A 24,783-nucleotide genomic window follows, 5' to 3' on the forward strand; every position below is an offset into this window, starting at 1 on the left:
CTGGCTGTGTTATCGGCACGCTGTTGAGTTCTCAAAGAACACGCGCTCACCGGGTCCATCTCCGTTTCCGGAGAGTTTCTCTCGGGGCTTGTGTTGCTGAAGCTTATTTGGTCTTGCCCGCCGGTGTCAAATCCGCCTCTCAGAGGCCCTTCTTATCCGGCTTTTGCCAGGCCCGTTCCGGTTTTGATTTCCGGCCCGCTTCGCTCTGACATGGAGAACATTACACGGGGGTGTTTCGATCTCCAAATCGGGGGGTCACCCGCCATCGGCAGCGCCCTGACCTGCGGGTTCTCCGGCGACGACCCGGGACGGAGCGCGCAGCGGCGCGAAACGACTTGAAGTGACCTGCGTCGCCATCAGGTGCTCCGGGCGCATAACGTCAATCATGGACGCATGTACGACGTGCTCGTGATCGGTGGCGGACCGGCCGGACGTGCCCTTGCGCGCGCGTGTGCACGGGAGGGCCTGCACACGGCCATCGTCGACAGGCACCCGCATCGCGTGTGGACGGCGACTTATGGCGCGTGGGCGGATGAGCTCCCACCAGACACACCGGTTACGGCGACGAGTACGACGGTGCGTGCCTTCGCGCGTGAGGAGCACAAGATCGACCGCACCTATGTGGTGCTCGACAACGTGCGTCTGCACGAGCTGCCTGGCGACGTCACGGTGCTCGATCGGCCGGCACCGGCCAGGCACACGTTCAACGCAACGGGTGCGCGTAAGGGTCGTGCGGAGCAGACAGCGGTCGGTGTGGTCATCGAGTCGGACGACACCGACACGACGTTGATGGACTGGCGGGGCGGCGACACGTTCCTCTACACGGTGCCGCTCGGCGACAACCAGGTGCTCGTGGAGGAGACCTGCCTCGCGCGCCGGCCGGGCATGCCGTTGAACGAGTTGCGCCGACGGCTTGATGCTCGCCAGTTGCCGGGTGTGAGAGAGGAGCGCGTCCGTTTCCCGTTGGACGCTCCACGGCACAAGGGCGCGTTCGGTGCGGCGGCGGGGTTCATCCATCCTGCGACGGGCTACAGCGTGGCCACCTCTCTCGCGCTCGCTCCAAGGGTGGCGGCGGCCGTCAAGGCCGGTGAAGACCCGCATCAGGTGATCTGGTCGAAGAAGGCCCGTGCGGTTCACGCCCTGCGGCGGTTCGGGCTGGAGACCCTGCTGCGCATGGACGCCGACGAGACGCGGGACTTCTTCGAGCTGTTCTTCCGGCTCCCGGCCGAGTCGCAGCGGGCGTACCTGTCCGGTCGCGAGGACCTGGCGGGGGTCTCGGCCGCGATGGTGCGGCTGTTCGGCACGGCTCCGGCGCGGTTCAAGCTCAAGCTGGTGCTCCCCGTGTGAGGGGCGGGTCACGGTGCGCAGCGGTACCGTGGCGAGTCGCCGCCAACTCCGTGAACTCCTGGTGAACCCCCTTGGTGGGGGTCGTTCGCACCGGCACGATCGGGTGCGTGCCCGCATTGCTGGATGACGTCAGGTTCGCCTTCCAGCCGCTGTTCAACCTCAACACCGGCGGCGTCGTCGCGGTGGAGGCGCTCGCGCGGCCCCACGACGGCACCGTGCAGGACCTGCTGCAGGCGGCTCATCAGGCGCGGCTCCTGACGAACGCCGACGTCGGACTCGCGTGCCGCGCCCTCCGCGCCGCGGCCGACTTCGAGCTGCTGCTCCCGTTGCACGTGAACCTGCTGGCGCTCACGGTGGCGGACCGGCCGGAGACGCTCTCGCCGCTGTACGGCGCGTTGCGGGAGACCGGGCGGAGCCCGGACGGTGTCGTCATCGAGGTGGGCGAGCCGTACTCGCGGGCGAACCGCGTGCGGCTGGCGCGCGGGTTGCAGACGTTGCGGGACCACGGTTTCCGCATCGCGCTGGACTGCGTGGGCGAGGGTGACGTCCCGCTGGGGCTGTTGACGAGCTCGGCGCCGGACTACATCAAGCTCGACCGTGAGATCGTGCGCACCCTTCCGGACGATGCGGCGCGTTGTTCGCTCGTGCGGTCGTTGGTGCACCTCGGTGAGTACACCGGTGGTCAGGTCGTGGCGGAGGGTATCGAGACCGAGGAACAGCTCGCGGTCGTGCGCAAGCTCGGTGTGGCGCACGCACAAGGGCATCTCCTTGCTCCCCCTCAGCGCCGACCGGTGGTCAACGCGCGCATTGCGCCCGAGGCCGTGACGCAGACCGGGGAGATCCGGCGCAGCAGTGGTCCGCGGGTGACCGACTTCCTGCACCCGGCCACGACGTTGCCGGAGAGCGCGACCTCGGAGGAGGTGCGCGAGGTGCTGGCAACGCAGCCGACGGTCACCGGTGTGGTGCTGGTCGACGTCGAGGGCCGGCCGCGGTGGTCGGTGGACCGCAACCGGTTCCTGCTGGCGGTGACCGGTCCGTACGGGCACGCGCTGCACGCGAAGCGGGAGGCGGCTCGGCTGGCGGACAGGCCGCACGTCATCGGTACTGATGCGTCGGCGCTCGACCTGCTGGACGTGGTGGCGCATGCCAACCGTGAGCGCACGAACGACGACCTGATCGTGGTCGACCACAACGAGAGGTGCATGGGCGTGGTGCGGGTCGCGGACGTGGTCCGCGGTGTCGCCGAGCTCAAGGTGGAGCAGGCGGCCGCGCTGAGCCCGCTGACCCGGCTGCCGGGCAGCGACGCGATCGCGCGGGAGGTCGACCGGCGGATCGGGGGCGGGGAGATCTTCGCGGTGTCGTGGCTGGACGTCGACGGTTTCAAGCTGGTCAACGACACGGTCGGGTTCGCGGCGGGGGACGACCTGATCCGCGAGATCGGGCACGACCTGGCAGACCTCGCGACGACGTTCCCCGGTGTGCAGGTGGGGCACGTGGGCGGCGACGACTTCCTCATCATGGCCGGTCTCGACGAAACGGTGCCGTTGTCCGCCCGTTTGCTGGACAAGGCGTACACGGCAGAAGGACGACACGTCACCGTCTCTCTTGCGACCCTTATCTGTGCCGCGGGGTCAGTGGGGTCGTATCGCGAGGTGTCGCGGTTGCTGGCACCGGTCAAGGAGCACGCGAAGTCGCTCGCCGGGTCGAGCTGGGTCATGGGCCGGCCGGGTACCGAACGGCGCGATGTGCTGCGTGGTGTCGGGCAACGCGCGGTGAGTTGACAAGTACAACCGAACGCCTCCTGTGCGACGACCTGATCACTCATAGCATCGAGGTCGCTACTCAGCGCATCGGAGGTTCGTCGTGCAGGTCGGCAGCGGAACGCAATCTGTACCAGCGCAGCGCACGGCCGTGGACGGTCTCCTCACTGTTGGGGTGGAAGAGGAGTTCGTGCTCGTCGAGGCGTCGACGGGGCATCTGGCCAACCGCGCCGCCGAGGTGCTGGCCGGTGCCGACCGCTACGAGGTGGACCTCCAGCCGGAGATCGCGCAGTACCAGGTCGAGTCGGCCACGGGCATCTGCACGGACATGGCCGTGCTGCGCGAGGAGCTGGCCGTGGCGCGCCGTGCGTTGATGGAGCGGGCCGCGCGCCACGACGCCCGGCTGGCCGCGACCGGGACGCCGGTGCTGGGGCTGACGATGCCGACGCCGTTGACGAACGCCCCGCGCTACCACCGGATGGCGCAGGAGATGGGCGCGCTGACCAACGACCTCGCGATCTGCGGCCTGCACGTGCACGTCGGGCTGCCCGACGACGAGTCGAAGGTGTTCGTGAGCAACCACCTGCGGCCGTGGCTGCCGACGTTGCTGGCGCTGGGCGCGAACTCGCCGTACTGGCTGGACGACGACACCGGTTACGCGAGCTGGCGGTACGTGGTGTGGAACCGGTGGCCCACCTCGGGTGCGCCGCCGCACTTCGAGTCGGCGGCGCAGTACTTCGCGGCACGGGAGGACATCGTCGCGAGCGGGGCGGCGCTGGACGCGGGGATGCTCTACTGGGACGTGCGGCTGTCGGCCCGGCACCCGACGCTGGAGCTGCGGGTGAGCGACGTGGCGCCGACGGTCGAGGAGGCCGTGCTGATGGCGGCCCTGGTGCGCGGGATCGCCGCGACCGCGCTGACGTCGGGTGCGGCGCCGGCGCCGGTTCCGCCGCACCTGTTGAGGGTGGCGTTGTGGCGTGCGGCCAGGGACGGGCTGGAGGGGTTCGGGATCGACCCCGTGACGGGGGCGCTGACGCCGGCGGCCACGCTCGTGGCGTCGCTGGTGCGCTGGGTGCGCCCGGCGCTGGAGCTCACGGGCGACTACGAGCTGGTGAGCGACGGCATCGACCGGGTGCTGCTCGACGGGACGGGTGCGGTGCGGCAGCGGCGGGCGTTCGCGCGGAGGGGGCGGCTCGACGACGTGGTGGGGTTCCTCGTGGACCAGACCGCGCCGGCCTGACCCTCAGACCGATGGCGGGATCTTGGCCAGCAACGGGATCACGGCCAGCACGACGGTCGACGCGGCTGCCGCGGACTCGCCGTGGTCCGGCCTGTCGCGGACCGCGAGCAGGAACGCCGAGCACGCGACGACCCCGGCGACCGCCCAGGACCAGCCGAAGCGGAACCACAGGCCGGCGCCGGTCATCAGCAGGCCACCCGCGGTCAGCTGGAGGGCGGCGCCGACCGCGGACCGGGTGCGCACGGTCGTGTCACGCGGCTGGTCGTCGGCCGGCCACCGCAGCGCACGGCCGGTCGCGAGCGCGGTGGCGCCGGAGAACACGAGCCACACGGCGGGGTCGGCCTGTCCCCCGGCGGCGGAGTAGGCGGTGACGGCGGGCAGCAGGACCGTGGCCGTCGCCAGCGCCACCGGACCGGCGAACCCGTGGCGTGGCAACCGGGTCCGGGCCAGGTGGAGCAGCAGGGCCAGTGCGACGCCGGCGGCGACCCGCCACGACACGGCGGTCGCCAGTGCCAGTGCGACGACCATCTCGGCGACCACCAGGGCACGGACCTGACCGGTCCCCACCTCGCGCACCGCGACCGGTTGCGTGCGGGAGGAGTCGAGCAGGGTGCCGGAGAGGGTCGCCGTGAAGTTCGCGAGGACCGCGACCACGACACCGAGGTCCGGCCCGGTCGCGTAGCAGGCACCCCAGGCGGCGCAGCACGCGGCGAGGACCCCGGACGGGGTGTCGAGGCGGTGCAGGTGCGTCAACGCCGTCACGTGGCCACCATCGGGTCAGCGGCGCCGTCGCGGCACCCCGGGAGCGCAACACTAGGCCGTTCGGAGCACGGGCGCCGGGTGCGGGTGAGCGGCCCGCCGGGTATCCGGCGGGCCGCTCGGGGTGGGTTGGTCGTCCCGCCAGGACTTGAACCTGGGACCTACCGCGTATCAGACGGACGCTCTCACCGGACTGAGCTACGGGACGGGTGGAAGACGTGGGTGTCGAACCCACCGGGGCGATCGTGCAAGGATCACCTGCGCGCCGGCGCGTCCCCCGTTGTTCGGTTGTCGTGCGGTTGTTCTTCCGGGCAGCACCGGCGGAAGGAGTCGAACCCCCGGGAAACGGGTTTGGAATCCGTTCCGCTTCCGAAGCTCGCCGGCGGGAATTAGCGAAAAGAAAACCGCCCATGGTTTCCCGTGGGCGGCTCCGAGGTCATGACCTGGTGTGTCAGGTCATGGCGTGGAGCCCCACGCCAGCGCCAGGAGACCCCCGGCGATCGCAGCGAGAATCCGCCACCCCGCGAGCTCGAAGCTGGCAATCATGTCTTCCTCCGGTTGATCTCTTGTTCGTTGTCGGGACCAAGTTAAGCGACGGTGGTGAAGCCGTGCAACGCATTTGTTGAACCAACGGAAAACGGCGCGCACCGGGTGGGTGCGCGCCGTTCCACTGCTGGTGAGGTCAGACGGTGAAGCCCAGCGCGCGCAGCTGTTCGCGGCCGTCGTCGGTGATCTTCTCCGGGCCCCACGGCGGCATCCACACCCAGTTGATGCGGAAGTCCGACACGAGGCCGCCGCCGGTGAGGGCGGCGCGGGTCTGGTCCTCGATGACGTCGGTCAGCGGGCAGGCCGCGGACGTGAGCGTCATGTCGATGGTGGCCACGTTCTTGTCGTCGACGTGGATGTCGTAGACGAGACCGAGGTCGACGACGTTGATGCCGAGCTCCGGGTCGACGACGTCGCGCATGGCCTCTTCCACGTCGTCGAGGGCGGCGACGTCAGCCTTGGGCTCGAAGACCGGCATGCCTTCGGCTCCCCGGACCACTTCTTCGGTGCTCATGCTGCTCCCTGGCTTCGTGCGACTGCGTCCTTGAACGCCATCCAGCCCAGCAGCGCGCACTTCACGCGCGCCGGGTACTTCGCGACGCCGGCGAAGGCGATGCCGTCCTCCAGGACGTCCTCGTCGGGCTCGACCTGGCCGCGGCCCTGCATGAGCTCGACGAACGCGTCCATCTTCCCGAACGCCTCGCTCACCGGCTTGCCCACGACGAGGTCGGTCAGCACCGACGTCGAGGCCTGGCTGATCGAGCAGCCCTGGCCGTCGTAGGACACGTCCTTCACCACGTCGTCCACGACGTGCACGCGCAACGTCACCTCGTCGCCGCAGGTCGGGTTGACCTGGAACGACTCGGCGTCGTAGGGGTCGCGCAGGCCGCGGCCGTGCGGGTTCTTGTAGTGGTCCAGGATGATCTCCTGGTACATCTGCTGGAGCTGCATCTCAGGCCACCCCGAAGAACTTCTGCGCCTCGCGGACGCCGTCGACGAGCGCGTCGACCTCGTCCAGCGTGTTGTACAGGTAGAACGTCGCCCGCACCGAGGACTGCGCGTTCAGGCAGCGGTGCAGCGGCCACGCGCAGTGGTGCCCGACGCGCACGGCGATGCCCAGGCTGTCGAGCACCTGGCCGGCGTCGTGCGGGTGGACGCCCTCGATCTCGAACGGCACGGCACCGCCGCGGTTGACCGCGTCGCGCGGGCCGATCAGGCGGACGCCCTTGACGGCCGACAGGCCTTCCAGCGCCGCCACGGTCAGCAGGTGCTCGTGCGCGTGGACGCGTTCCACGCCCACGACGCTCAGGTAGTCGACGGCGGCACCCAGACCGACGGCCTGGGACGTCATCGGCGAGCCCGCCTCGAAGCGCTGCGGCGGCGGGGCGAACGTCGAGCCCTCCATCTTCACCAGCTCGATCATCGAGCCGCCGGTGATGAAGGGGGGCAGTGCCTCCAGCAGCTCACGGCGTCCGTAGAGGACACCGATGCCGGACGGGCCGAGCATCTTGTGGCCGGAGAACGACGCGAAGTCGACGCCGAGCTCGTGGAAGTTCACCGGTCCGTGCGGCACGGACTGGCACGCGTCCAGCACGGTCAGCGCGCCGGCCTTCCGCGCGGCCGCGACGAGCACGTCGACCGGGTTGATCACGCCGGTGACGTTGGACTGGTGCGTGAACGCCACGACCTTCGCCCTGGGCGTGATCACGCTGTCCACGTCGGACAGGTCGAGCCTGCCGTCCGCGTCGAGTCCGAACCACTTGAGCGTGGCGCCGGTCCGGGCAGCGAGCTGCTGCCACGGGACGAGGTTCGCGTGGTGCTCCATCTCGGTCACGACGATCTCGTCGCCGGGGCCGATGCGGAACCGCGCGGCCTCGGGACCCGAGGTCACGGCGTTGCCCATCGCGTACGCCACGAGGTTGAAGCCCTCGGTGGCGTTCTTGGTGAACACCAGCTCGCCGAAGTCGGCGCCGACGAAGTCCGCGATGCGCTGACGCGCACCCTCGTACTCATCGGTCGCTTCCTCGGCCAGCTGGTGCGCGCCCCTGTGCACGGCGGCGTTGTGCCGCTCCAGGAACGCGCGTTCCGCGTCCAGAACCTGCGTCGGGCGTTGCGAGGTGGCGCCGGAGTCCAGGTAGACCAGGCGCTTCCCGTCACGAACGGTGCGAGACAGGATCGGGAAGTCCGCCCTGAGGGCGGTGACGTCCAGTGGTGCTGCGGTGGTGGTCACAGCGCCTCCTCTCAACCGCTACAACGTCAGGAAAGGGCTGCTGCTTCCGTCTTCCCGGTGTACTTCACGTAACCCTCGGACTCGAGGACGTCGGCCAGCTCGCGGCCACCGGACTCGACGATGCGGCCGTTCGCGAAGACGTGCACGAAGTCGGGCTGGATGTACTTGAGGATCCGGGTGTAGTGCGTGATCAGCATGACGCCGACCTCACCGGAGGCCTTGTACCGGTTGACGCCCTCGGACACGACGCGCAGCGCGTCGACGTCGAGGCCGGAGTCGGTCTCGTCGAGGATCGCGACCTTCGGCTGGAGCAGGCCCAGCTGCAGGATCTCGTGGCGCTTCTTCTCACCGCCGGAGAAGCCCTCGTTCACCGAGCGCTCTGCGAACGCCGGGTCGATGTCGAGGTCGGCCATCGCGCCCTTGACCTCCTTGACCCAGTGGCGGAGGTTCGGGGCCTCGCCGCGGACGGCGGTGGCGGCGGTGCGCAGGAAGTTCGACATCGAGACGCCGGGGACCTCGACCGGGTACTGCATGGCGAGGAAGAGGCCCGCGCGGGCGCGCTCGTCGACGGACATCTCCAGGACGTCCTCACCGTCGAGCGTGACGGTGCCCGAGGTGATCGTGTACTTCGGGTGCCCGGCGATCGCGTAGGACAGCGTGGACTTGCCGGAGCCGTTGGGGCCCATGATGGCGTGCGTCTCGCCGGCCTTGATCGTCAGGTCGACGCCCTTGAGGATCTCCTTGGGAGCGTCCTCGCTGACGACCGAGACGTGCAGGTCCTTGATCTCAAGGGTGGCCATGACTTGCCGTTCTCCTGGTGGTGTAGCTAGAAGTCAGTTCGTGGTGGCGGTGACGTCGACGAAGACGTCGCCGTCACGGATGTCGACGGCGTAGACGTCGACCGGTTCGCTGGCGGGCGGCGACGAGGGCTTGCCGGTCTGCAGGTCGAAGCACGACCCGTGCAGCCAGCACTCGATCCCCTTGCGGGAGACCTCGCCCTCGCTCAGCGACACCGCGGCGTGCGAGCACAGGTCCGCGAGGGCGTGCACCCGCTCGCCCTCGCGCACCAGGACGACGTCGACGTCGTCCACGGTGGCGGCGAAGGGCTTGCGGTCGTCCAGGTCGGACAGTGCACACACCTTGATCACGCCCCGACCGCCTCGAGCTCTGCCTCGATGGCGGCCTCGAGGCGCTCGCGCACCTCGGGGACCGAGATCTTCGCGATCAGCTCCTGGAAGAAGCCGCGCACGACGAGCCGCCGCGCCTGGTGCTCCGGGATGCCGCGCGCCTGCAGGTAGAACAGCTGCTCGTCGTCGAACCGGCCGGTGGCGCTGGCGTGGCCCGCACCCTCGATCTCACCGGTCTCGATCTCCAGGTTCGGCACCGAGTCGGCGCGTGCGCCGTCGGTGAGCACCAGGTTGCGGTTGAGCTCGTAGGTCTCGGTGCCCTCGGCCGCCGCGCGGATCAGCACGTCGCCGATCCACACGGTGTGCGCGCCCTCGCCCTGCAGCGCGCCCTTGTAGACGACGTTGCTGCGGCAGTTGGGCTGCGAGTGGTCGATGAACGGGCGGTGCTCCTGGTGCTGGCCCGCGTCGGCGAAGTACAGACCGGCCAGGTCCGCGTCGCCGCCCTTGCCCGCGTACTGCACGACCGGCGTGATGCGGACGGCGTCGCCGCCCAGCGTCACCACGGTGTGCTTGATCGACGCGTCGCGGCCGAGCTTCACGTGGTGCTGCGAGACGTGCACCGCGTCGTCGGCCCAGTCGTGGATCGCGATCACCTGGAGGTGCGCGCCGTCCGCGACGAGGAACTCGACGTTCTCGGCGTACGCGCCGGAACCCCGGTAGTCGAGGACGACGGTGCCCTCGGCGAACTGCGACGCCTTGACCAGCAGGTGGCCGTAGGCGACCTGGCCCTCGCCGGCACCGGTGACGGTGACGGTCGTGGGCTCGGACTTCGCGTCGCCGGGCAGCGTCACGACGGTGGCGTTCTCGAAGGACGTGTACGCCTGGGCCGCGATGCGGTCACCGGGGACACCGGCCCCGCCGAGGCGGTCGTCGTCACGACCGACCGTCTCGACGGTGACACCGGCGGCGGCGTTCACCTCGACGGCAGCGGAACCCGTTGCCGCAGCGCCGGAGTGCAGACCGGCAAGACGCTTGAGAGGCGTGAAGCGCCAGATCTCCTCACGGCCGCCCGGGACCTCGAACGCGTCCACGTCGTAGGACGTGAAGTGCTCCGCGCGCGAGGCGACCGGGACGACGGCGCCGTGGGAGTGAGGTTGAGTCGACAGGGCGGCCATGTCAGCCGACGGCCCCTTCCATCTGCAGTTCGATCAGGCGGTTCAGTTCGAGGGCGTACTCCATGGGCAGCTCGCGCGCGATGGGCTCGACGAACCCGCGCACGATCATGGCCATGGCCTCGTCCTCGTTGAGGCCGCGCGACATCAGGTAGAACAGCTGGTCCTCGGAGACCTTCGAGACCGTGGCCTCGTGGCCCATCGCGACGTCGTCCTCGCGGACGTCGACGTACGGGTAGGTGTCCGAGCGGCTGATGGTGTCGACCAGCAGCGCGTCGCACTTCACCGTGGACTTCGAGTGGTGCGCCCGCTTGTTGACCTGGACCAGGCCGCGGTAGGACGTGCGGCCACCGCCGCGCGCCACCGACTTCGACACGATGGTCGAGGAGGTGTGCGGGGCCATGTGGACCATCTTGGCGCCGGCGTCCTGGTGCTGGCCCTCGCCCGCGAACGCGATCGAGAGGACCTCGCCCTTGGCGTGCTCGCCCATCAGGAAGACGGCCGGGTACTTCATGGTCACCTTGGAGCCGATGTTGCCGTCGACCCACTCCATGGTCGCGCCCTCTTCGGCCTTGGCGCGCTTGGTGACCAGGTTGTAGACGTTGTTCGACCAGTTCTGGATCGTCGTGTAGCGGCAGCGGCCGCCCTTCTTCACGATGATCTCGACGACGGCCGAGTGCAGCGAGTCCGAGGAGTAGATCGGCGCCGTGCAGCCCTCGACGTAGTGCACGTACGCACCCTCGTCGACGATGATCAGCGTGCGCTCGAACTGGCCCATGTTCTCGGTGTTGATCCGGAAGTAGGCCTGCAGCGGGATGTCCACGTGGACACCCTTCGGCACGTAGATGAACGAGCCGCCGGACCACGTCGCGGCGTTGAGCGCCGAGAACTTGTTGTCACCCGCGGGGATGACGGAGCCGAAGTACTCCTTGAAGAGCTCCGGCTGCTCCTTGAGGGCGGTGTCGGTGTCGAGGAAGAGGACACCCTGCTGCTCCAGGTCCTCGCGGATCTGGTGGTACACGACCTCGGACTCGTACTGGGCCGCGACGCCGGCGACGAGGCGCTGCTTCTCGGCCTCGGGGATGCCCAGGCGGTCGTAGGTGTTCTTGATCTCCTCGGGCAGGTCCTCCCAGGAGGTGGCCTGCTTCTCCGTGGACCGCACGAAGTACTTGATCGAGTCGAAGTCGATCCCAGAGAGGTCAGCGCCCCAGTTCGGCATCGGCTTGAGGTCGAAGAGCTTGAGCGCCTTCAACCGGTACTCGAGCATCCACTCGGGCTCGTCCTTCTTGGCCGAGATGTCGCGGACGACGTCCTCGCTGAGGCCTCGGCGGGCGCTCGCGCCGGCAACGTCCGAGTCGGCCCAGCCGAACTCGTAGTTGCCGAGAGACGCGATGGTCTCTTCCTGCGTGAGCGGAGACTGCACCGTGGTGGGCGTGCGCTGCTCGGCAGCGGCAGTCATGCGGGCTCCCCTCCATCATCTGGGATCCGTGAAATGTTCGGGATGTGCGTCGTGCACACGGCGTGGCCGCGGGCGATCGTCGCGAGGCGCTGCACGTGGGTTCCGAGGAGGTTCGCGAACGTCTCCGTCTCGGTCTCGCACAGCTGGGGGAACTCGGCAGCCACGTGGGCGACCGGGCAGTGGTGCTGGCACAACTGCTCACCCGCCCCCGCGGTGCGGGTCGCCGCAGCGTAACCCTCCCTGGTCAACGCGGCAGCGAGGGCCTTCGCCCGTTCGGCGGGTGTGGCCTGCGCCACGATCGCCGTCCGGTGCCGGTCCACGAGCGCGTCGACCCGACTTTGCGCGAACGCCCTGACCGCCTCTTCGCCACCCGTTTGGGCGAGGAACCGGATCGCGGCGACCGCGAGGTCGTCGTAGGCGTGGCCGAACCGGGCGCGCCCGGTGTCGGTCAGCAGGAAGAGCTTCGCCGGACGGCCCCGGCCCCGCTGGGTCTGGCGGGGTGCGTCCCTCGTCGTCGCCTCGCCGTCCGCGAGCAGTGCGTCGATGTGACGGCGCACGGCCGTGGGGCTGATGCCCAGTTCCTCGGCAACAGCGGCCGCGGTGACCGGACCCTGCTCCAGCAGGAGCCTGGCGACAGCGCGCCGAGTCTTGCCGTCGTGCTGCGACACGGCGTCAAGGTGGGTCTCGGCGTTTTTCACAACACCAGTGTTGCGTATTTCGCCGGAGGTCGCAAAGATCGCGGTCACAGGGTGACCTGACTCACGGCTGAGCGGGGCTGGATACGCTGCTGGCATGCCCACTTCCGGCGGAGCCGTGACTCCGGAGAGCGACCTCTTGAACGGTCGAGAGCGTCGTCAGCTGGACATCGTCCGCCGTTGGGGGACCATCGGCGCGCTGCTGCTCACCGTCGGGTCCCTGGGCGGTGGCGCCGCCCCCATCTACTCGCCGCTGTACGGCGTGCCCGTCCTCGGGCTCTTCTCGAGGATGCCCTCGGTCGCGATGGGGGTCGTCTGGACCGGCATCTTCATGATCGTGTCGGCGTGGCTCGCGCTGGGCCGGTTCGTGCGGCCGGGGCGGGTGCGGATCGTGTCGCGCAGCCAGATGGACCGCACGCTGCTGATGTGGACCGTGCCGCTGGTGTTCTGCGTGCCGATGTTCTCCCGCGACGTGTACTCCTACCTGGCGCAGAGCGAGATCGCGGCCCGCGGCCTGGACCCGTACGAGCTCGGCCCGGCCTCGGCGCTGGGCGTGGACCACGTGCTGACCCGCGGTGTGCCGAACATCTGGCGGGAGACCCCGGCGCCGTACGGGCCGCTGTTCCTCGCGGTCGGCCGGCTGCTGGCGATGGTCACCGGCGACCACGTCGTGTCGGGCGTGTTCGTGCACCGGCTGCTCGTGCTGTGCGGCCTGGTGATGATCGTGTGGGCGCTGCCGCGGCTGGCCGCCCGCTTCGGCGTGTCGCCGGTCGGGGCGCTGTGGCTGGGCGCGCTGAACCCGCTGGTGCTGTTCCACATCGTCATCGGCGTGCACAACGACGGCCTGGCACTGGGCATGATGCTGGTCGGCATCGAGTTCGCGCTGCGCGGTCTGGAACCGCTGCGGTGGTGGTGGATCACGTTCGGCGCGGCCACGATCGTGTGCGCGGCCATGGTGAAGATCCCCGCGATGGCCGCCCTTGGTTTCGTGGGCGTGCTGGTGGCGCGCAAGCTCGGCGGCAGCTTCAAACACCTGCTGGTGGTGGCCGCGGTCATGGCCGCGATAGCCGGCGTGGGGGTGGTCGCGATCTGCCTCGGCACCGGCTTCGGGTTCGGGTGGATCGAGACGCTGAACGTCGCCTCGGTCGTGAAGTCGTGGATGTCACCGCCGACCGCGCTCGGCTTCATGGGCGGCGGCCTGGGCATCCTGCTGAGCCTCGGCAACCACACCGACTCGATGATCGCGCTCGCCCGCCTGCTCAGCCAGGGCATCTCGATCGTGATCACCGTGGTGCTGCTGTGGCGGACGTTCAAGGGCCGGCTGAAGGCGATGAACGCCCTGGGAGCGGCCCTGGGAGCGATCCTGGTGCTCGGGCCGGTGCTGCAACCCTGGTACGTGCTGTGGGCGGTGCTGCCGATGGCGACGGCCGTGATCGGGCCGCGGTTCCGCGGGTTCGCGATGGTGACCAGCGCGGTGATCGCGGTGATCCTGCCGCCGACCGGGTCTGCGTTCGACGGGCGGGCGTACACGGTGCCGCAGGCGGTGGCGGGGGCCGTGATCACGTTCGCGGTTTGTGTGTTGATCGCGCGGAAGCGGGTTGGGCCGTTTTTGAAGTCTGATGCGGTGTGAGGTGGGGGTGCGGCTAGCTCGGGGGTGAGGGCGGCGCGGGTGGGCGTGGGGCCGAAGCGGCCTGTTCGATGCCGCCTTGGCGGGGCTGCCGCTCGCATCCGGGGCTCACACCCGGCGCGCGTGCTCGCGCAGGGCGGGCGGCGGGCCGGTGCGTTCGACCGCGGACCTGACCGATCTGGCGGGCCTGACCGGGTGTGCCGGGGTCTGGTCAGGGTGTGCTGGGACGGTGTCGACTCGGCGGGCTGACGGCGGGGTCAGGCCGGGCCGGGCCCGCGTTCCTCCTTTCCTCCGGGGCGCGGCAAGGGGGTGGTTCCGGACATCCACAAGACGCAGCCGGCCGTGGATCCGGACACGATTCACCCGTCCGGGTGGCGCCGTGGACTGTCGGCTGCGGCGAAAGCAGCAGTAACCACACAACTCCAGCGGACGACTACCCGGCAGAGGGGAAGATCGAAGCTGGAGGGGGTGGTGCGGCATGTCCGAGGAGACCGCACGAGCCGAACAGACCGAGCAAGCCGCGCAGCCAACGCAGGCCGCGCCAGCCGAACAGCCCGAAAAGCCGGAACAGCCCGAAAAGCCAGAAAAGCCCGGACAGCCCGCCCACGCCGGACAGCCCATGTTCCGCGAGGAGGTCCGCTTCGCCGTCGTCCTCAACGGCGGCGTCAGTCTCGCCGTCTGGATGGGCGGCACGGTGCTCGAACTGGACCGGCTGACCAGGCCGGGGTCGGTCTACCAGCCGCTGCTCGACCTGGTGGGGTGCACGGCCAGGGCCGATGTCATCGCCGGCACGTCCGCCGGGGGGATCAACGGGGCCGCGCTCGCGTTGTCGCAGGTCAACAAGAACGCGGACCTGAGCAGGCTGCGGGACCTGTGGGCGGAGCAGGGGCGGATGGAGCAGCTGCTCAGGACGCCGTTCAAGGGGGCGCCGGCGTCGCTGTTGCAGGGGGACGAGTTCTTCCTGCCGAGGTTGCAGGAGGCGTTGGCGCGGCTCACCAGCGACTTCGAGCCCACCGCGCCGGACGAGCGGCCGATCGACCTGCGGATCACGACCACCCTGCTCGGGGGTGTGCCGACCACGAGCTACGACGACCTCGGGCAGCCGTTGACGCAGTCGGTGCACCAGGGCAGCTTCTCGTTCCGGCGTGATCCCTACTCGTGGGTCAGCGAGGTCACCAGGGACGACTTCGCGGCCGGGGGGATCGACGAGCGGGTGCTGCAGTTGGCGTTGGCCGCGCGCAGCAGTGCGAGTTTCCCGTTCGCGTTCGAGCCGAGCTTCATCCCCGTCGGCGGGCAGCCCTCGCCGGGCCGGCCGGACATGGCGGACGTGGCGAGCTGGGCGAACGGCGGGGACCGGAGCCGGTTCGCCGTGGACGGCGGGGTGCTCGTCAACACGCCGACCAGGGAGGCGCTGGAGGCGATCGACCGGATGCCGGCGGACGGGCCGGTGCGGCGGGTGATGTTGCTGGTGTTCCCGCACGCCGAGCCGCTCGGGTCGGAGCCGCGGGCGGACGTGGCAGGGGCGGGGCCGACGACGGTGGCGGCCGGGGCGCGGTTGCTGAGCGCCATGTCGAGCCAGGCGAACCGGACCTACGTCGAGAAGATCGAGGAGCACAACCGGCGCGCGGCGGGCAGCAGGGGCGGGCGGATGGCGTTGCTCGAACGGTTGCACGCCGGGGGGCAGGACGTGGTCGGCGAGGTGTACTCGCTGGCGGACAAGCTGTTCGGGCACTACGAGGACGTGGAGATCCGGCTCGCGGCGCGGCAGGTGGCCGCGCAGCAGTTCGCGTTGCCCAAGGGGAACCCGGCGAACTGGTCGTTCGAGCGGGCGCGGCGGGCCGCGGAGAACGCGCAGCGGGCGTGGAAGAGGAAGCACGGTGTGCTGCCGTACGTGCCGGGGGTGCGGTTGCCGAGCACGGTGTGCCGCGCGGACCTGGGCTGGGAGTGGGGCATCACGATGGCCGAGCGGCTCGGGGCCTCGGCGCTCGACCTGCTCAAGCGGCTCGTGTGGGTGGCGCCGGACGGGCAGGCGGAACGGATCGCGCGGGCCCGCGGGGAGCTGCACCAGGTGAGGGCGGAGCTGCGGCGGCTGCGCGAGGAGCTGTTCGCCTGGCAGCCGTCGGACTCGCTGGGCGAGGAGTACTGGACCGGGCGGCTGGCGAGCTACCACGAGCTCATGGTCGACGGGCACCTCGGGCTGGAGGTCAAGGCGCAGGTCGCCGAGATCGGGCGGGTCGTCGGGGCGGCGCAGGAGGTCGTGCGCGACCTCGACGAGCACCGGCTCAAGCTGGGTGGGCTGAGCGCGTGGCACGCGTTGCTCGGCACGGCGGCCACCGCGCAGGAGGCGGGGCTGTCGGAGGCGGAGCGGTGGCTGAGCCGGTTGCTGGCGCTGGAGGTCGCGGGCACGTGCCTGTCCGACGACGCGTCGACGGGGCTGGACACGCCGGTCGAGCTGGTGCAGGTGTCGCTGCAGACGCGCAACGCGTTCGCGCAGCAGTCGCTCACCGCCGACGACAAGGCGGGCGGGGCGTCGCTGTCGCGGTTCTCCGGGTTCCTCAAGAGGTCCTGGCGGGTCAACGACTGGATCTGGGGGCGGCTCGACGGTGCCACGATGCTGTGCCGGGTGCTGTTCGACCCGCGCCGGCTGCGGCGGATGGACCTCCTCGGCCGTCCCGAGGGTGACACCCGCACCGCCGCGCAACGCGCGGAAGCGGTGGTGCAGAACGTGATCGGGCACATGTTCGGTCCCGAGCTGCCGGTGCGGGTCGCGGCGTGCGCGAACGAGGCCGCGAAGGAGCTGCAGGGCATCTACGAGGCGGAGGGTGAGCTGTCGCCGTCGTCGCTGAAGCTCGCCGAGCTGGCCGCGTGGGGCCTGCACTGGCGGATCATCTGCGAGGAGCTGCCCCGGCTGCGGGCGGCGATCATCGCCGACCGCGGGGACGGGGCGGACGCGCGGTCGCGTGGCGAGCTGTTCCTGGAGGAGCACGCGGACCTGTTGCGGCGCCTGGAGTTCCCGCAGGAGCACACGGTCACCCTGGGCATGGCGGCGCTGACGGCGTTCGACCGCGCGGGTATCGGCCGCGAGCCGCTCACCCAGGAGGCGGCGTCGGACCAGATGATCCGCACGGCGGCGACCGCGGCGGCGGTGGCGGTCACGGTGGCCGACTCGGAACGCGCCGGGCTCAGGGCGGTGCGGCCGGTCACCAGGGTCATGCGCGGCGGCGCGCTGTTGCCGTACTGGACGATCACCGGGCTGACCAGGGGCGGGAACCTCGCGCAGTTCCTCGGTCTGCTCGGGCTCGCGGTCGGCGGGGCGCTGGTCGTGATGGCGTTGTTCGGGTTGCTGCCGTCGTGGGCGGCCGGGCCCGGCGCGGCGGTCGGTGCCGCGTCGCTGCTGGCCGCTTTCGGGTACGCCGCGCTGCGGTCCGGCACGCTGCTGCACGGGCTGGTGCTGCTGTCGCCGGTGATCCCGCTGGTGGCGGTCGCGGTCGACCGGGTGCCGAACGACCGCTCGCAGCTCACCACCGGCACGGTCACCGTCGGCGGTGTGGTCGTGGTGGTGGCGGCACTGCTGTTGCTGGGGTCGCTGCCGGCGCCGATCCGCACCCCGCTGGCGGTGCTCGCCGACTTCCGGCCGCTGGAGGTGCTGCGGCGGCGCTGGAAGCAGGCCGCCGTCGTGGCCGTGGCGGCCGGGCTGGTGTGGTCGGTGTGGCAGTTCGAGCTGCACACCCGGCCGTGGCTGGTGATCCCGACGTCCGTCCTGTGTGGAGCGTTCGGGGTGTGGATGGCGCTGTCGGGCGGCAAGTCGTTGCAGCGGTGGCGCCGGGTGGAGGGCGTGTGGGGCACCGAACGCGCCGAACCGCCCGCTGCGGCGACCGCGGGCTGGGCGGTGGTCTACGGCATCGCCTACCTCGCGGCCGCGGACGTGCTGCTGCTGGTGCGGCCGGGCGGCTGGGGCTGGCGGGCGGTGATCGGCACGGCGCTGGTGTTCGGGCTGACGTTGCTGCTGATCACGTCCTGGTACGTGCCGAGGGCGGAACGGCGGCGCATCCGCGAGCAACTGGTCACCGAGGCGATCCCGGCGATCTACCCCGGCGGCTGCGACGTCGCGGCGGTGCTGCGGGAGCGGCTGGAGGGCCACGCCTCGCTGTACCGGTTCCTGATCGACGGGGAGGGTGAGCACCCCGCAGGGCTCACCCTCTCCCGCACCGGGCAGGTCGTCGCGCAGCGGATCGAGCGGAAGCTCAGGCCGCCAGCGCGATGACCGGCGCCGGGCGGCCCATCGCCCGTGCGTAGAGACCTTCGAACCGCTCCAGGGTCGCCGCCAGCGCGTGGTGCGAGATGATCTCGCTGCTGGCGGCGCCCATGCGGGCCCGCGTGGGCGCGTCGTGCACGAGCGCGTGCAGGCGCTGGGCCAGTGCGGTCACGTCACCGGGTTCGAACAGCCAGCCGTTGCGGCCGGGGTGCACGAGGTGCGGCAGCGCCATGGCGTTCGCGGCGATCACCGGCTTGCCCGCGGCCATCGCCTCCATGGTGGCGAGGCTCTGCAGCTCGGCGACACCGGGCATCACGAACAGGTCGGCGCGGGCGTAGGCGTCGAGCAGCTCGTCCTCGGACACGAACCCGTGGAACCGCACCCGGTCGGTGATGCCGAGGTCGCGGGCCAGCAGCTCCCACTCCGCGCGGCACGTGCCGTCGCCGACGACCTCACCGAGCGCGCCGGGCACGCGTGCGAGGGCGCGCAGGAACTCGTCGACGCGCTTCTCCTCGTCGAGCCGGCCGACGAACAACGCGGTGGGCCGGTCGTTGCGGGTGACCTCGCGCTGGTAGCGGGCGATGTCGATGCCGCACGACACGGGCATGGCGCGTTCGGGGAACCCGCTGTCGTGCAGCAGCTGCACGGCGCGCGGTGTCGGTGCGGTGACGATGTCGGCGCGGCCGAAGACCCGTGCGAGGTCGCGGTAGGCCCATCTGCGGGACAGGCCCTGCAGGAACGCCGGCACGTGCGCGTGGCTGAACAGGTTCTCCGGCATGAAGTGGTTCGTGGCGAGCGTCGGGATGCCCTGCGCGGCGGCGGAGCCGAGGACGTACCGGCCGACCACGAAGTGCGCCTGGACGTGCACGACGTCCGGCTTGAGCGCCTGGACGAGCGCGTCGGCCTCCTCCTTCGCCTGCCACGGCAGGCAGAAGCGGAAGTCCGGGTAGAACGGCAGCCGGTGCGAACGCAGGCGGTGCACGGTCACGCCCTCGATCTCGGTGGCCTTGGGCGAGTCGGGTGCGATGACGTGGACGTCGTGCCCGCGGGAGGCGAGACCGACGGCGAGGCGCTGGGCGAACCGCGCGGCTCCGTTGACGTCCGGCGGGAACGTGTCGGCGGCGATGACGACGCGCAGCGCGCTGGAGGTGTTCACGGGAAGCTCCGTTCGAAGAGGGACACGAGGGTGACGGGCGAGGGCGAACACACCACTGGCTGCGGCGAGCGCGCAGGCGAGCAGCAGGGCACCGGTCCACGCGGACAGGTGCGCGGCTTCGCCGAGGAGGAAGGCGCCGATGCCCACGGCGACCAGCGGGTCCACCACGGTCAGGCAGGCGACGGCGAGATGAGGGGGTCCTCCCGCGTAGGCGTGCTGGACGAGCCAGCCGCCGACCGCGAGCGAAAGGGCGATGCCGAGCACGGACGCCACGTGCGAAAGGCCGAAACCGCCCTGCTGCACCGACTGGGAGACGGCGCGCATGAGCACTGACACGTAGCCGTAGGCGACACCACCGGCTGATGCGAACGCCACGGCGCGAACGCGCGCGTTCGTCGTGAGCGCGGCTGTCACACCGGGGATGGCGATCAGGCCGAGGCACACCAGTCCGGCCGTGAGCTCGGCGTCGGGCACGACCTCGGTGGCGGTCGCGCTGCCGGACGCGAGGAACACGAACGCGCCCACGCCCACCGTGGTGAGCAGGATCGCGGGCAGCTCGCTCAGCCGCCGGTCCAGCAGCGCGGTCAGGCCGATCGCGACCACGCCGATCGGCTGCACGACCGTGAGCGGCGCCATGCCGAGCGCCGCCGCGTGCACCCCGGCACCGGCGACGAGCAGGGCGAGCCCGCCCAGCCAGCGGGGTTGCCGCAGCACGCTCGCGCGGGCACCGGTCTCGGCGACCGCGTCGTGCTGCAGGCGTGCCGCGAGGGCGAAGCACACGGCGCCGAGCACGGCGAGGGTGATGGCGAGCAGGGTCATGTCGTCCGCCTGAGCTGGGTGGCCGCGATTGCGAAGAGAAGTCCGTAAAGGGCGGCGAACAAAACGCGTTCGGTGAGCCCGCGCGCCTCGAAACCGGCGAAGGAAACGTGGCTGACCATGAATGCCGCACTGGACACCGTGGCCGTTATTGCGATACCGAGCAGAGCCGGAAATTTGCGCGCGATGAGCAGTCCGGCGACCGGCAACGCGGCGAACATGACGGCGCCGGCGTAGCGGTGGACGTAGCCCGACAGCGACGTCGGTGCCCCCGTCGGATCGGTCGGGAAGATCGTCGAGACGGTCAGACCGGCCGACCAGACACCGATCAGCCACTGCGCTGACCTGCCCGCACCCCGCAGGCTGATGGCCAGCAACGCCGACACGGCCGCGAGGCTGAGGGACGTCGCCGCCAGCCATTCGGTGCCGTTGCGGACGAACACGTAGTCGCTGACGACGTCGCTGACCGGGTCGAGCTGCCCCGCCGACACCACGTGCAGGTAAAAAATCGGAACCAGTGAGAACACCAGTCCCCCGAGCACCAGTCCCCGTCTTCTGTCCCCCACCTCGATCACGTGAAAAGTCTCTTGTGACGGCGGTGGTCAACCAATGGGGAACTCCCCCGAGCGGACCCTGAGGTGTCCCTGACTTCCCGGGGTAGGGCCAGCCCCACCTTTCTCGTCCGCCTTCGCCAAGGGCGCCCCGCGAACGTTTGCGCCACCCCTGCGGAGGTCACGCGGGGGCCCCGCGTTCCCCTCAGCGGCACTCGGGGCCCCCGCGTGCACGTGTGCGGAGTGCACGCGGGGAGCTTTCGTGCGCTCCTGGTGCACGCGGGCGCCCCGCGTGCACCAGGAGCGGGGGCGACCGAATAGGGTGAGCGCTCGTGAGCCCGAATCCCCAGCCTGCGGTGGAAGTGTCGGGGCTGGTCAAGAGGTACGGCTCGAAGACCGCCGTCGACGGCCTGGACCTCGTGCAGCCGACCGGCACCGTTCTCGCCCTGCTCGGGCCCAACGGCGCCGGCAAGACGACGACCGTCGAGGTCTGCGAGGGCTTCCGTTCCGCGGACGGCGGGTCCGTGCGCGTTCTCGGGCTGGAGCCCGGCAGTGAGGCGCTGCGCCCGCGCATCGGCGTGATGCCGCAGGGCGGCGGCGGTTACCCCGGCATCCGCGCCGAGGAGATGCTGAACCTCGTGGCGGCCTGCGCGGCGCACCCGCTCGACCCCCGGTGGCTGATCGAGGTGCTCGGGCTGTCCGGCGCGGTGAAGACCCCCTACAAGAGGCTGTCGGGCGGCCAGCAGCAACGGCTGTCGCTCGCGTGCGCGTTGATCGGGCGCCCCGAGCTGGTGTTCCTCGACGAACCGACCGCGGGCATGGACCCGCAGGCCCGCCGTCTGGTGTGGGACCTCGTGGGCGCCCTCCGCGACGACGGCGTGTCCGTGCTGCTGACGACGCACCTCATGGACGAGGCCGAGGCGTTGGCCGACCAGGTCGTCATCATCGACCAGGGCCGTGTCGTCGCGCAGGGCACGCCCGCCGAGCTGACCGCGAACCGGGCCGACGACCAGCGGCTGCGGTTCCGCGCACGGCCCGGCCTCGACACGTCGCTGCTGTCGGCCGCGCTGCCCGAGGGCCTGAAGGTGCGCGAGGCCACCCGCGGCGGCTACGTCGTCGAAGGCCTGATCGACCCGCAGGTCGTGTCCACGGTCACGTCGTGGTGCGCCCAGCAGGGCGTGCTGGCCGAGGAGCTGACCGTGGCCAGGCGCAGCCTCGAAGACGTGTTCCTGGAGCTGACCGGCAGGGAGCTGCGCTCATGACCACCTTCGCTCCCGGCACCTTCACGCCCAAGCCCGGCCGCGGCTCGCTCGGCCGCATGCTGTTCACGCACGCCCGCACCGAGGCGATGCTGACGTTGCGCAACGGCGAGCAGATCCTGCTCACGGTGCTCATCCCGCTGGCGCTGCTCGTCGCCCTCAGCCTCATGTCGGTCATCCCGATGCCCGAGCCGCGCGTCGGGTCGGCCACCGCCCGGATCTTCGCGCTGGCGATCATCTCGTCGGCGTTCACCGGCCAGGCCATCGCACTCGGGTTCGACCGCCGCTACGGCGTGCTGAAGCGGCTGTCGGCCTCCGCACTGCCCCGCTGGCTGCTCGTCGCCGGACGGGTCTGCGGCGCGCTCGTCGTGGTGGCGCTGCAGATCGCGCTGCTCGCCGTGACGGCGCTGTTCCTCGGCTGGGACGTGCAGCCCGCCGGGCTGCCGTGGCTGGTGCTGATGGTCGTCCTGGGCACGCTGACGTTCGGCGCGCTGGGCGTCCTGCTCGGCGGGTCGCTGCGCGCGGAGGTCGTGCTGGCGCTCGCGAACATCATCTGGTTCGTGCTGCTGATGGCCGGCGGCGTCGCGCTGTCGGTGCCGGTCGGGTTCGTGCACCTGCTGCCGTCCGCCGCGCTCGCCGAGGCGCTCGAAGCCGCTGTGGTGCACGGCACGGCACCGGGTGCGGGCCCCGTCGCGGTGCTCGTGGCCTGGGGCGTTGCCGCCGGGGCACTGGCGACCCGGACGACGCGGCTCACCTGACCCGGCATACCATCGGTCCGTGTCTCGATTGACCGCTTTCATCGTTCCGTTGCAACGCGCCCTCGCGATCGCCGCCATCATCGCGCAGGGCGGCATCGCGGTCACCGGGTCGATCGTGCGCGTCACCGGCTCCGGGCTCGGCTGCCCGACGTGGCCGGAGTGCGTGCCCGGCAGCATCGTCCCGGTCGAGCACCCCGACGTCGCCGCCCTGCACCAGTGGGTCGAGTTCGGCAACCGCACCCTGTTCGGCGTCATCGGCATCATCACGGGCCTGTGCCTGGTCGCCGCGGTGCTGAACAAGCCGCGCCGCCGCCGCGTGATCGTGCTCGCCGCGGTCCAGGTCGGTGGCGTGCTCGCCCAGGCCGTGATCGGCGGCCTGACCGTCCGGCTCGGACTGGTGTGGTGGAGCGTCTCCGTCCACTTCATGGTCTCGATGGTGCTGGTGTGGTTCGCCGTGCTGCTCCTGCGGTCGCTGAGCGAGGGCGACGGACCCGCCCGCTGGCTGGTCCCCGCCGGCGCGCGGGGGCTGCAGGTCGTGATGGCCGTCGTGATGTACCTGCTGCTGATCGCGGGCACCTTCGTCACCGCCGCCGGCCCGCACGCGGGCGACTCGAAGACGCCGCGCCTGGACGTGCCGGTGCCGACGCTCGCGCAGATCCACGCCGACCTGCTGTTCCTGTTCCTGGGCATGCTGATCGCGATGGGCTTCTTCGTCCGCAACCGCTCCTACTGGGTCCTGGTGGGCGTCGTGCTCGCCCAGGGCGCGCTGGGCATGGTCCAGTACTGGACCGGGGTGCCCGAGGTGCTCGTGTCGATCCACGTCCTGGGCGCCGGTGCCGTCGTCGTCGCCACGGCGATGCTGTGGACGTCCTCACGTGAACGCACCGTCGAGGTCGAGGTGCCCGCGGCCACCGATCAGGCGCTCAGCAAGGCCTGAGCCTCGGTCTGCCCGTTGTGCCTCGCCCAGTGGGCGGGGGTCGCCTCGAAGTTCGCGTCGGTGGCGGTCCGGTCGGCGCCCGCGCCGAGCAGGACCCGGATGACGCCGAGGTGCCCGCGTTCGGCCGCCAGGTGCAGCGCGGTGACGCCCTCGCCGTGCATCGGACCGCCGAAACCGGTGCGCTGGTCCGGGTTCGCGCCCAGGTCGAGCAACGTGCGGGTGGCGTTCTCCAGACCGCACCACGCCGCCCACGCCAGCGCCGTGCCGCGGTAGACGTCCGCGTCGACGCGGGCACCGCGCTGGAGCAGCTCGCCGAACACCTCGGTGCGGTCGTTGCGCGCCGCCCACGCGAGCGCTTCGTCCAGCACCTCCTGCGGGTCGGCCGTCGGCCACCAGCGCGGGAAACCGCTGTGCGGCCGGTAGTAGCCGCGGCCCGCCTCGGGTTCCACCGCCAGGTCCAGGTCGCCCAGTCCGGCGGCGGTGCGCAGGTTCGGTGGGTGGATCCCGTGCCGTGCCAGCAGTTCCGCGGTCTCCCGGTGGCCCCAGAACAACGCGACCGTCAACGGGGTGCCGCCCGCCCCGCGCGCTTCGAGGTCGGTGCGGGCGCCCGCGGCGAGCAGCACCTCGGCCAGGTGCGGCTGGTTGGCGTACGCCGCCTGGTGCAACGCGGTCCAGCCGTGGACGTTGCGGTGGTTCACGTCGGCGCCGTCGTCGAGCAGCACCCGCACGAGGCGTTCGTCGTGTTTGGCGGTGGCCATGCCGAGCAGGTCGTTCCCGTTGGTGCCGCTGGCCTTCACCAGCCACGGGTCACGCGCGAGCAGCGCCGCCAGCTCGGCCGGGTGCTGCAGCTCGACCGCCTGGTAGGCGCGGGCGAACGGGCGCGGGTTGCGGATGTGCGCCTTGAGCGTCTTCCAGTCCTCGCACCCGTGTGCCTGCGCGAGCACGATGTGCGCGCCCTCGTCCGTCAGCGGCACACCGTCGAAGACCTCCAGCGCACCCGGCACGCCGTCCCACGCGGAGGCGAGCAGTCCGCGCGCCCGTTCCTCGTAGTACTCGATGTCGTCGCGGAACGGGTGCCACATGCACCCA

At 70.9% G+C, this 24,783-nt stretch carries 20 protein-coding genes and 1 tRNA gene; 8 read left to right on the forward strand and 13 right to left on the reverse strand.

Annotation, left to right across the window (positions count from 1 at the left end; genetic code table 11):
- Positions 1 to 393 precede the first annotated feature (393 nt).
- From ACZ7CH_RS19155 to ACZ7CH_RS19165, 3 genes are all read left to right on the forward strand, one after another.
- Entirely contained in the window at positions 394 to 1,347 is a 954-nt protein-coding gene (locus ACZ7CH_RS19155) for a lycopene cyclase family protein (protein WP_470374455.1), read from the forward strand.
- Between the two features lie 107 nt (positions 1,348 to 1,454).
- Complete coding sequence (locus ACZ7CH_RS19160; protein WP_470374456.1) at positions 1,455 to 3,128, forward strand: EAL domain-containing protein; 1,674 nt, start codon at positions 1,455 to 1,457, stop codon at positions 3,126 to 3,128.
- A 154-nt stretch (positions 3,129 to 3,282) separates the two neighbouring features.
- Positions 3,283 to 4,347 (forward strand): carboxylate-amine ligase, encoded by a 1,065-nt coding sequence (locus ACZ7CH_RS19165; protein ID WP_470374457.1) that lies wholly within the window; start codon positions 3,283 to 3,285, stop codon positions 4,345 to 4,347.
- Positions 4,348 to 4,350: 3 nt separating this feature from the next.
- Here the strand turns inward: ACZ7CH_RS19165 and ACZ7CH_RS19170 are convergent, their stop codons facing one another.
- From ACZ7CH_RS19170 to ACZ7CH_RS19215, 10 genes are all read right to left on the reverse strand, one after another.
- Positions 4,351 to 5,109, reverse strand: coding sequence for a hypothetical protein (locus ACZ7CH_RS19170; RefSeq protein ID WP_470374458.1), 759 nt, complete (start codon positions 5,107 to 5,109; stop codon positions 4,351 to 4,353).
- Between the two features lie 127 nt (positions 5,110 to 5,236).
- Positions 5,237 to 5,314: transfer RNA gene (locus ACZ7CH_RS19175), tRNA-Ile, on the reverse strand.
- Positions 5,315 to 5,788: 474 nt separating this feature from the next.
- Entirely contained in the window at positions 5,789 to 6,166 is a 378-nt protein-coding gene (locus ACZ7CH_RS19180) for a metal-sulfur cluster assembly factor (protein WP_360400314.1), read from the reverse strand.
- Positions 6,163 to 6,603 carry a Fe-S cluster assembly sulfur transfer protein SufU gene (gene sufU, locus ACZ7CH_RS19185; RefSeq protein ID WP_360400311.1) on the reverse strand — a complete coding sequence of 147 codons (441 nt, stop codon included), beginning with the start codon at positions 6,601 to 6,603 and terminating at the stop codon, positions 6,163 to 6,165. Before sufU ends, ACZ7CH_RS19180 begins: the two co-directional genes overlap by 4 nt.
- Position 6,604: 1 nt before the next feature.
- On the reverse strand, positions 6,605 to 7,882 hold the full coding sequence (locus ACZ7CH_RS19190) for a cysteine desulfurase (RefSeq protein WP_360400308.1): 1,278 nt from the start codon (positions 7,880 to 7,882) through the stop codon (positions 6,605 to 6,607).
- A 26-nt stretch (positions 7,883 to 7,908) separates the two neighbouring features.
- Positions 7,909 to 8,682 carry a Fe-S cluster assembly ATPase SufC gene (gene sufC / locus ACZ7CH_RS19195; protein ID WP_266041288.1) on the reverse strand — a complete coding sequence of 258 codons (774 nt, stop codon included), beginning with the start codon at positions 8,680 to 8,682 and terminating at the stop codon, positions 7,909 to 7,911.
- A gap of 33 nt (positions 8,683 to 8,715) precedes the next feature.
- Positions 8,716 to 9,030 (reverse strand): non-heme iron oxygenase ferredoxin subunit, encoded by a 315-nt coding sequence (locus tag ACZ7CH_RS19200; protein ID WP_360400305.1) that lies wholly within the window; start codon positions 9,028 to 9,030, stop codon positions 8,716 to 8,718.
- On the reverse strand, positions 9,027 to 10,184 hold the full coding sequence (gene sufD / locus ACZ7CH_RS19205; protein WP_470374459.1) for a Fe-S cluster assembly protein SufD: 1,158 nt from the start codon (positions 10,182 to 10,184) through the stop codon (positions 9,027 to 9,029). Before sufD ends, ACZ7CH_RS19200 begins: the two co-directional genes overlap by 4 nt.
- A gap of 1 nt (position 10,185) precedes the next feature.
- Complete coding sequence (gene sufB / locus ACZ7CH_RS19210; RefSeq protein ID WP_360400300.1) at positions 10,186 to 11,640, reverse strand: Fe-S cluster assembly protein SufB; 1,455 nt, start codon at positions 11,638 to 11,640, stop codon at positions 10,186 to 10,188.
- The gene (locus ACZ7CH_RS19215) at positions 11,637 to 12,308 is read right to left on the reverse strand and encodes a helix-turn-helix transcriptional regulator (protein WP_458431226.1); all 672 of its coding nucleotides are present in this window, start codon (positions 12,306 to 12,308) and stop codon (positions 11,637 to 11,639) included. Before ACZ7CH_RS19215 ends, sufB begins: the two co-directional genes overlap by 4 nt.
- 124 nt (positions 12,309 to 12,432) lie before the next feature.
- Here ACZ7CH_RS19215 and mptB point away from each other — a divergent pair, with 124 nt between their 5' ends.
- A complete protein-coding gene (mptB, locus tag ACZ7CH_RS19220; RefSeq protein WP_360400294.1) occupies positions 12,433 to 13,965 on the forward strand; it encodes a polyprenol phosphomannose-dependent alpha 1,6 mannosyltransferase MptB in 1,533 nt (510 codons plus the stop codon).
- A gap of 616 nt (positions 13,966 to 14,581) precedes the next feature.
- Positions 14,582 to 18,226 carry a patatin-like protein gene (locus tag ACZ7CH_RS19225; RefSeq protein WP_470374460.1) on the forward strand — a complete coding sequence of 1,215 codons (3,645 nt, stop codon included), beginning with the start codon at positions 14,582 to 14,584 and terminating at the stop codon, positions 18,224 to 18,226.
- Here the strand turns inward: ACZ7CH_RS19225 and ACZ7CH_RS19230 are convergent.
- Positions 18,207 to 20,192: a glycosyltransferase gene (locus ACZ7CH_RS19230; protein ID WP_470374461.1), complete on the reverse strand. Its 1,986-nt coding sequence runs from the start codon at positions 20,190 to 20,192 to the stop codon at positions 18,207 to 18,209. The two genes, ACZ7CH_RS19225 and ACZ7CH_RS19230, sit on opposite strands and share 20 nt — an antisense overlap.
- Entirely contained in the window at positions 20,189 to 20,764 is a 576-nt protein-coding gene (locus ACZ7CH_RS19235; protein ID WP_458431222.1) for a DUF998 domain-containing protein, read from the reverse strand. Before ACZ7CH_RS19235 ends, ACZ7CH_RS19230 begins: the two co-directional genes overlap by 4 nt.
- Positions 20,765 to 21,072: 308 nt before the next feature.
- Here ACZ7CH_RS19235 and ACZ7CH_RS19240 point away from each other — a divergent pair, with 308 nt between their 5' ends.
- The 3 genes from ACZ7CH_RS19240 to ACZ7CH_RS19250 are packed head-to-tail and all read left to right on the forward strand — an operon-like array spanning position 21,073 to position 23,694.
- Complete coding sequence (locus ACZ7CH_RS19240; RefSeq protein WP_360400282.1) at positions 21,073 to 22,002, forward strand: ABC transporter ATP-binding protein; 930 nt, start codon at positions 21,073 to 21,075, stop codon at positions 22,000 to 22,002.
- Positions 21,999 to 22,757 carry an ABC transporter permease gene (locus ACZ7CH_RS19245; RefSeq protein WP_470371051.1) on the forward strand — a complete coding sequence of 253 codons (759 nt, stop codon included), beginning with the start codon at positions 21,999 to 22,001 and terminating at the stop codon, positions 22,755 to 22,757. Before ACZ7CH_RS19240 ends, ACZ7CH_RS19245 begins: the two co-directional genes overlap by 4 nt.
- 19 nt (positions 22,758 to 22,776) lie before the next feature.
- Positions 22,777 to 23,694: a COX15/CtaA family protein gene (locus ACZ7CH_RS19250; RefSeq protein WP_470374462.1), complete on the forward strand. Its 918-nt coding sequence runs from the start codon at positions 22,777 to 22,779 to the stop codon at positions 23,692 to 23,694.
- Here the strand turns inward: ACZ7CH_RS19250 and ACZ7CH_RS19255 are convergent.
- Positions 23,673 to 24,776 (reverse strand): ankyrin repeat domain-containing protein, encoded by a 1,104-nt coding sequence (locus ACZ7CH_RS19255; RefSeq protein ID WP_470371050.1) that lies wholly within the window; start codon positions 24,774 to 24,776, stop codon positions 23,673 to 23,675. The genes ACZ7CH_RS19250 and ACZ7CH_RS19255 overlap by 22 nt on opposite strands.
- Between the last annotated feature and the right edge of the window lie 7 nt (positions 24,777 to 24,783).

Source organism: Lentzea sp. NPDC037011 (genome assembly GCF_055607425.1).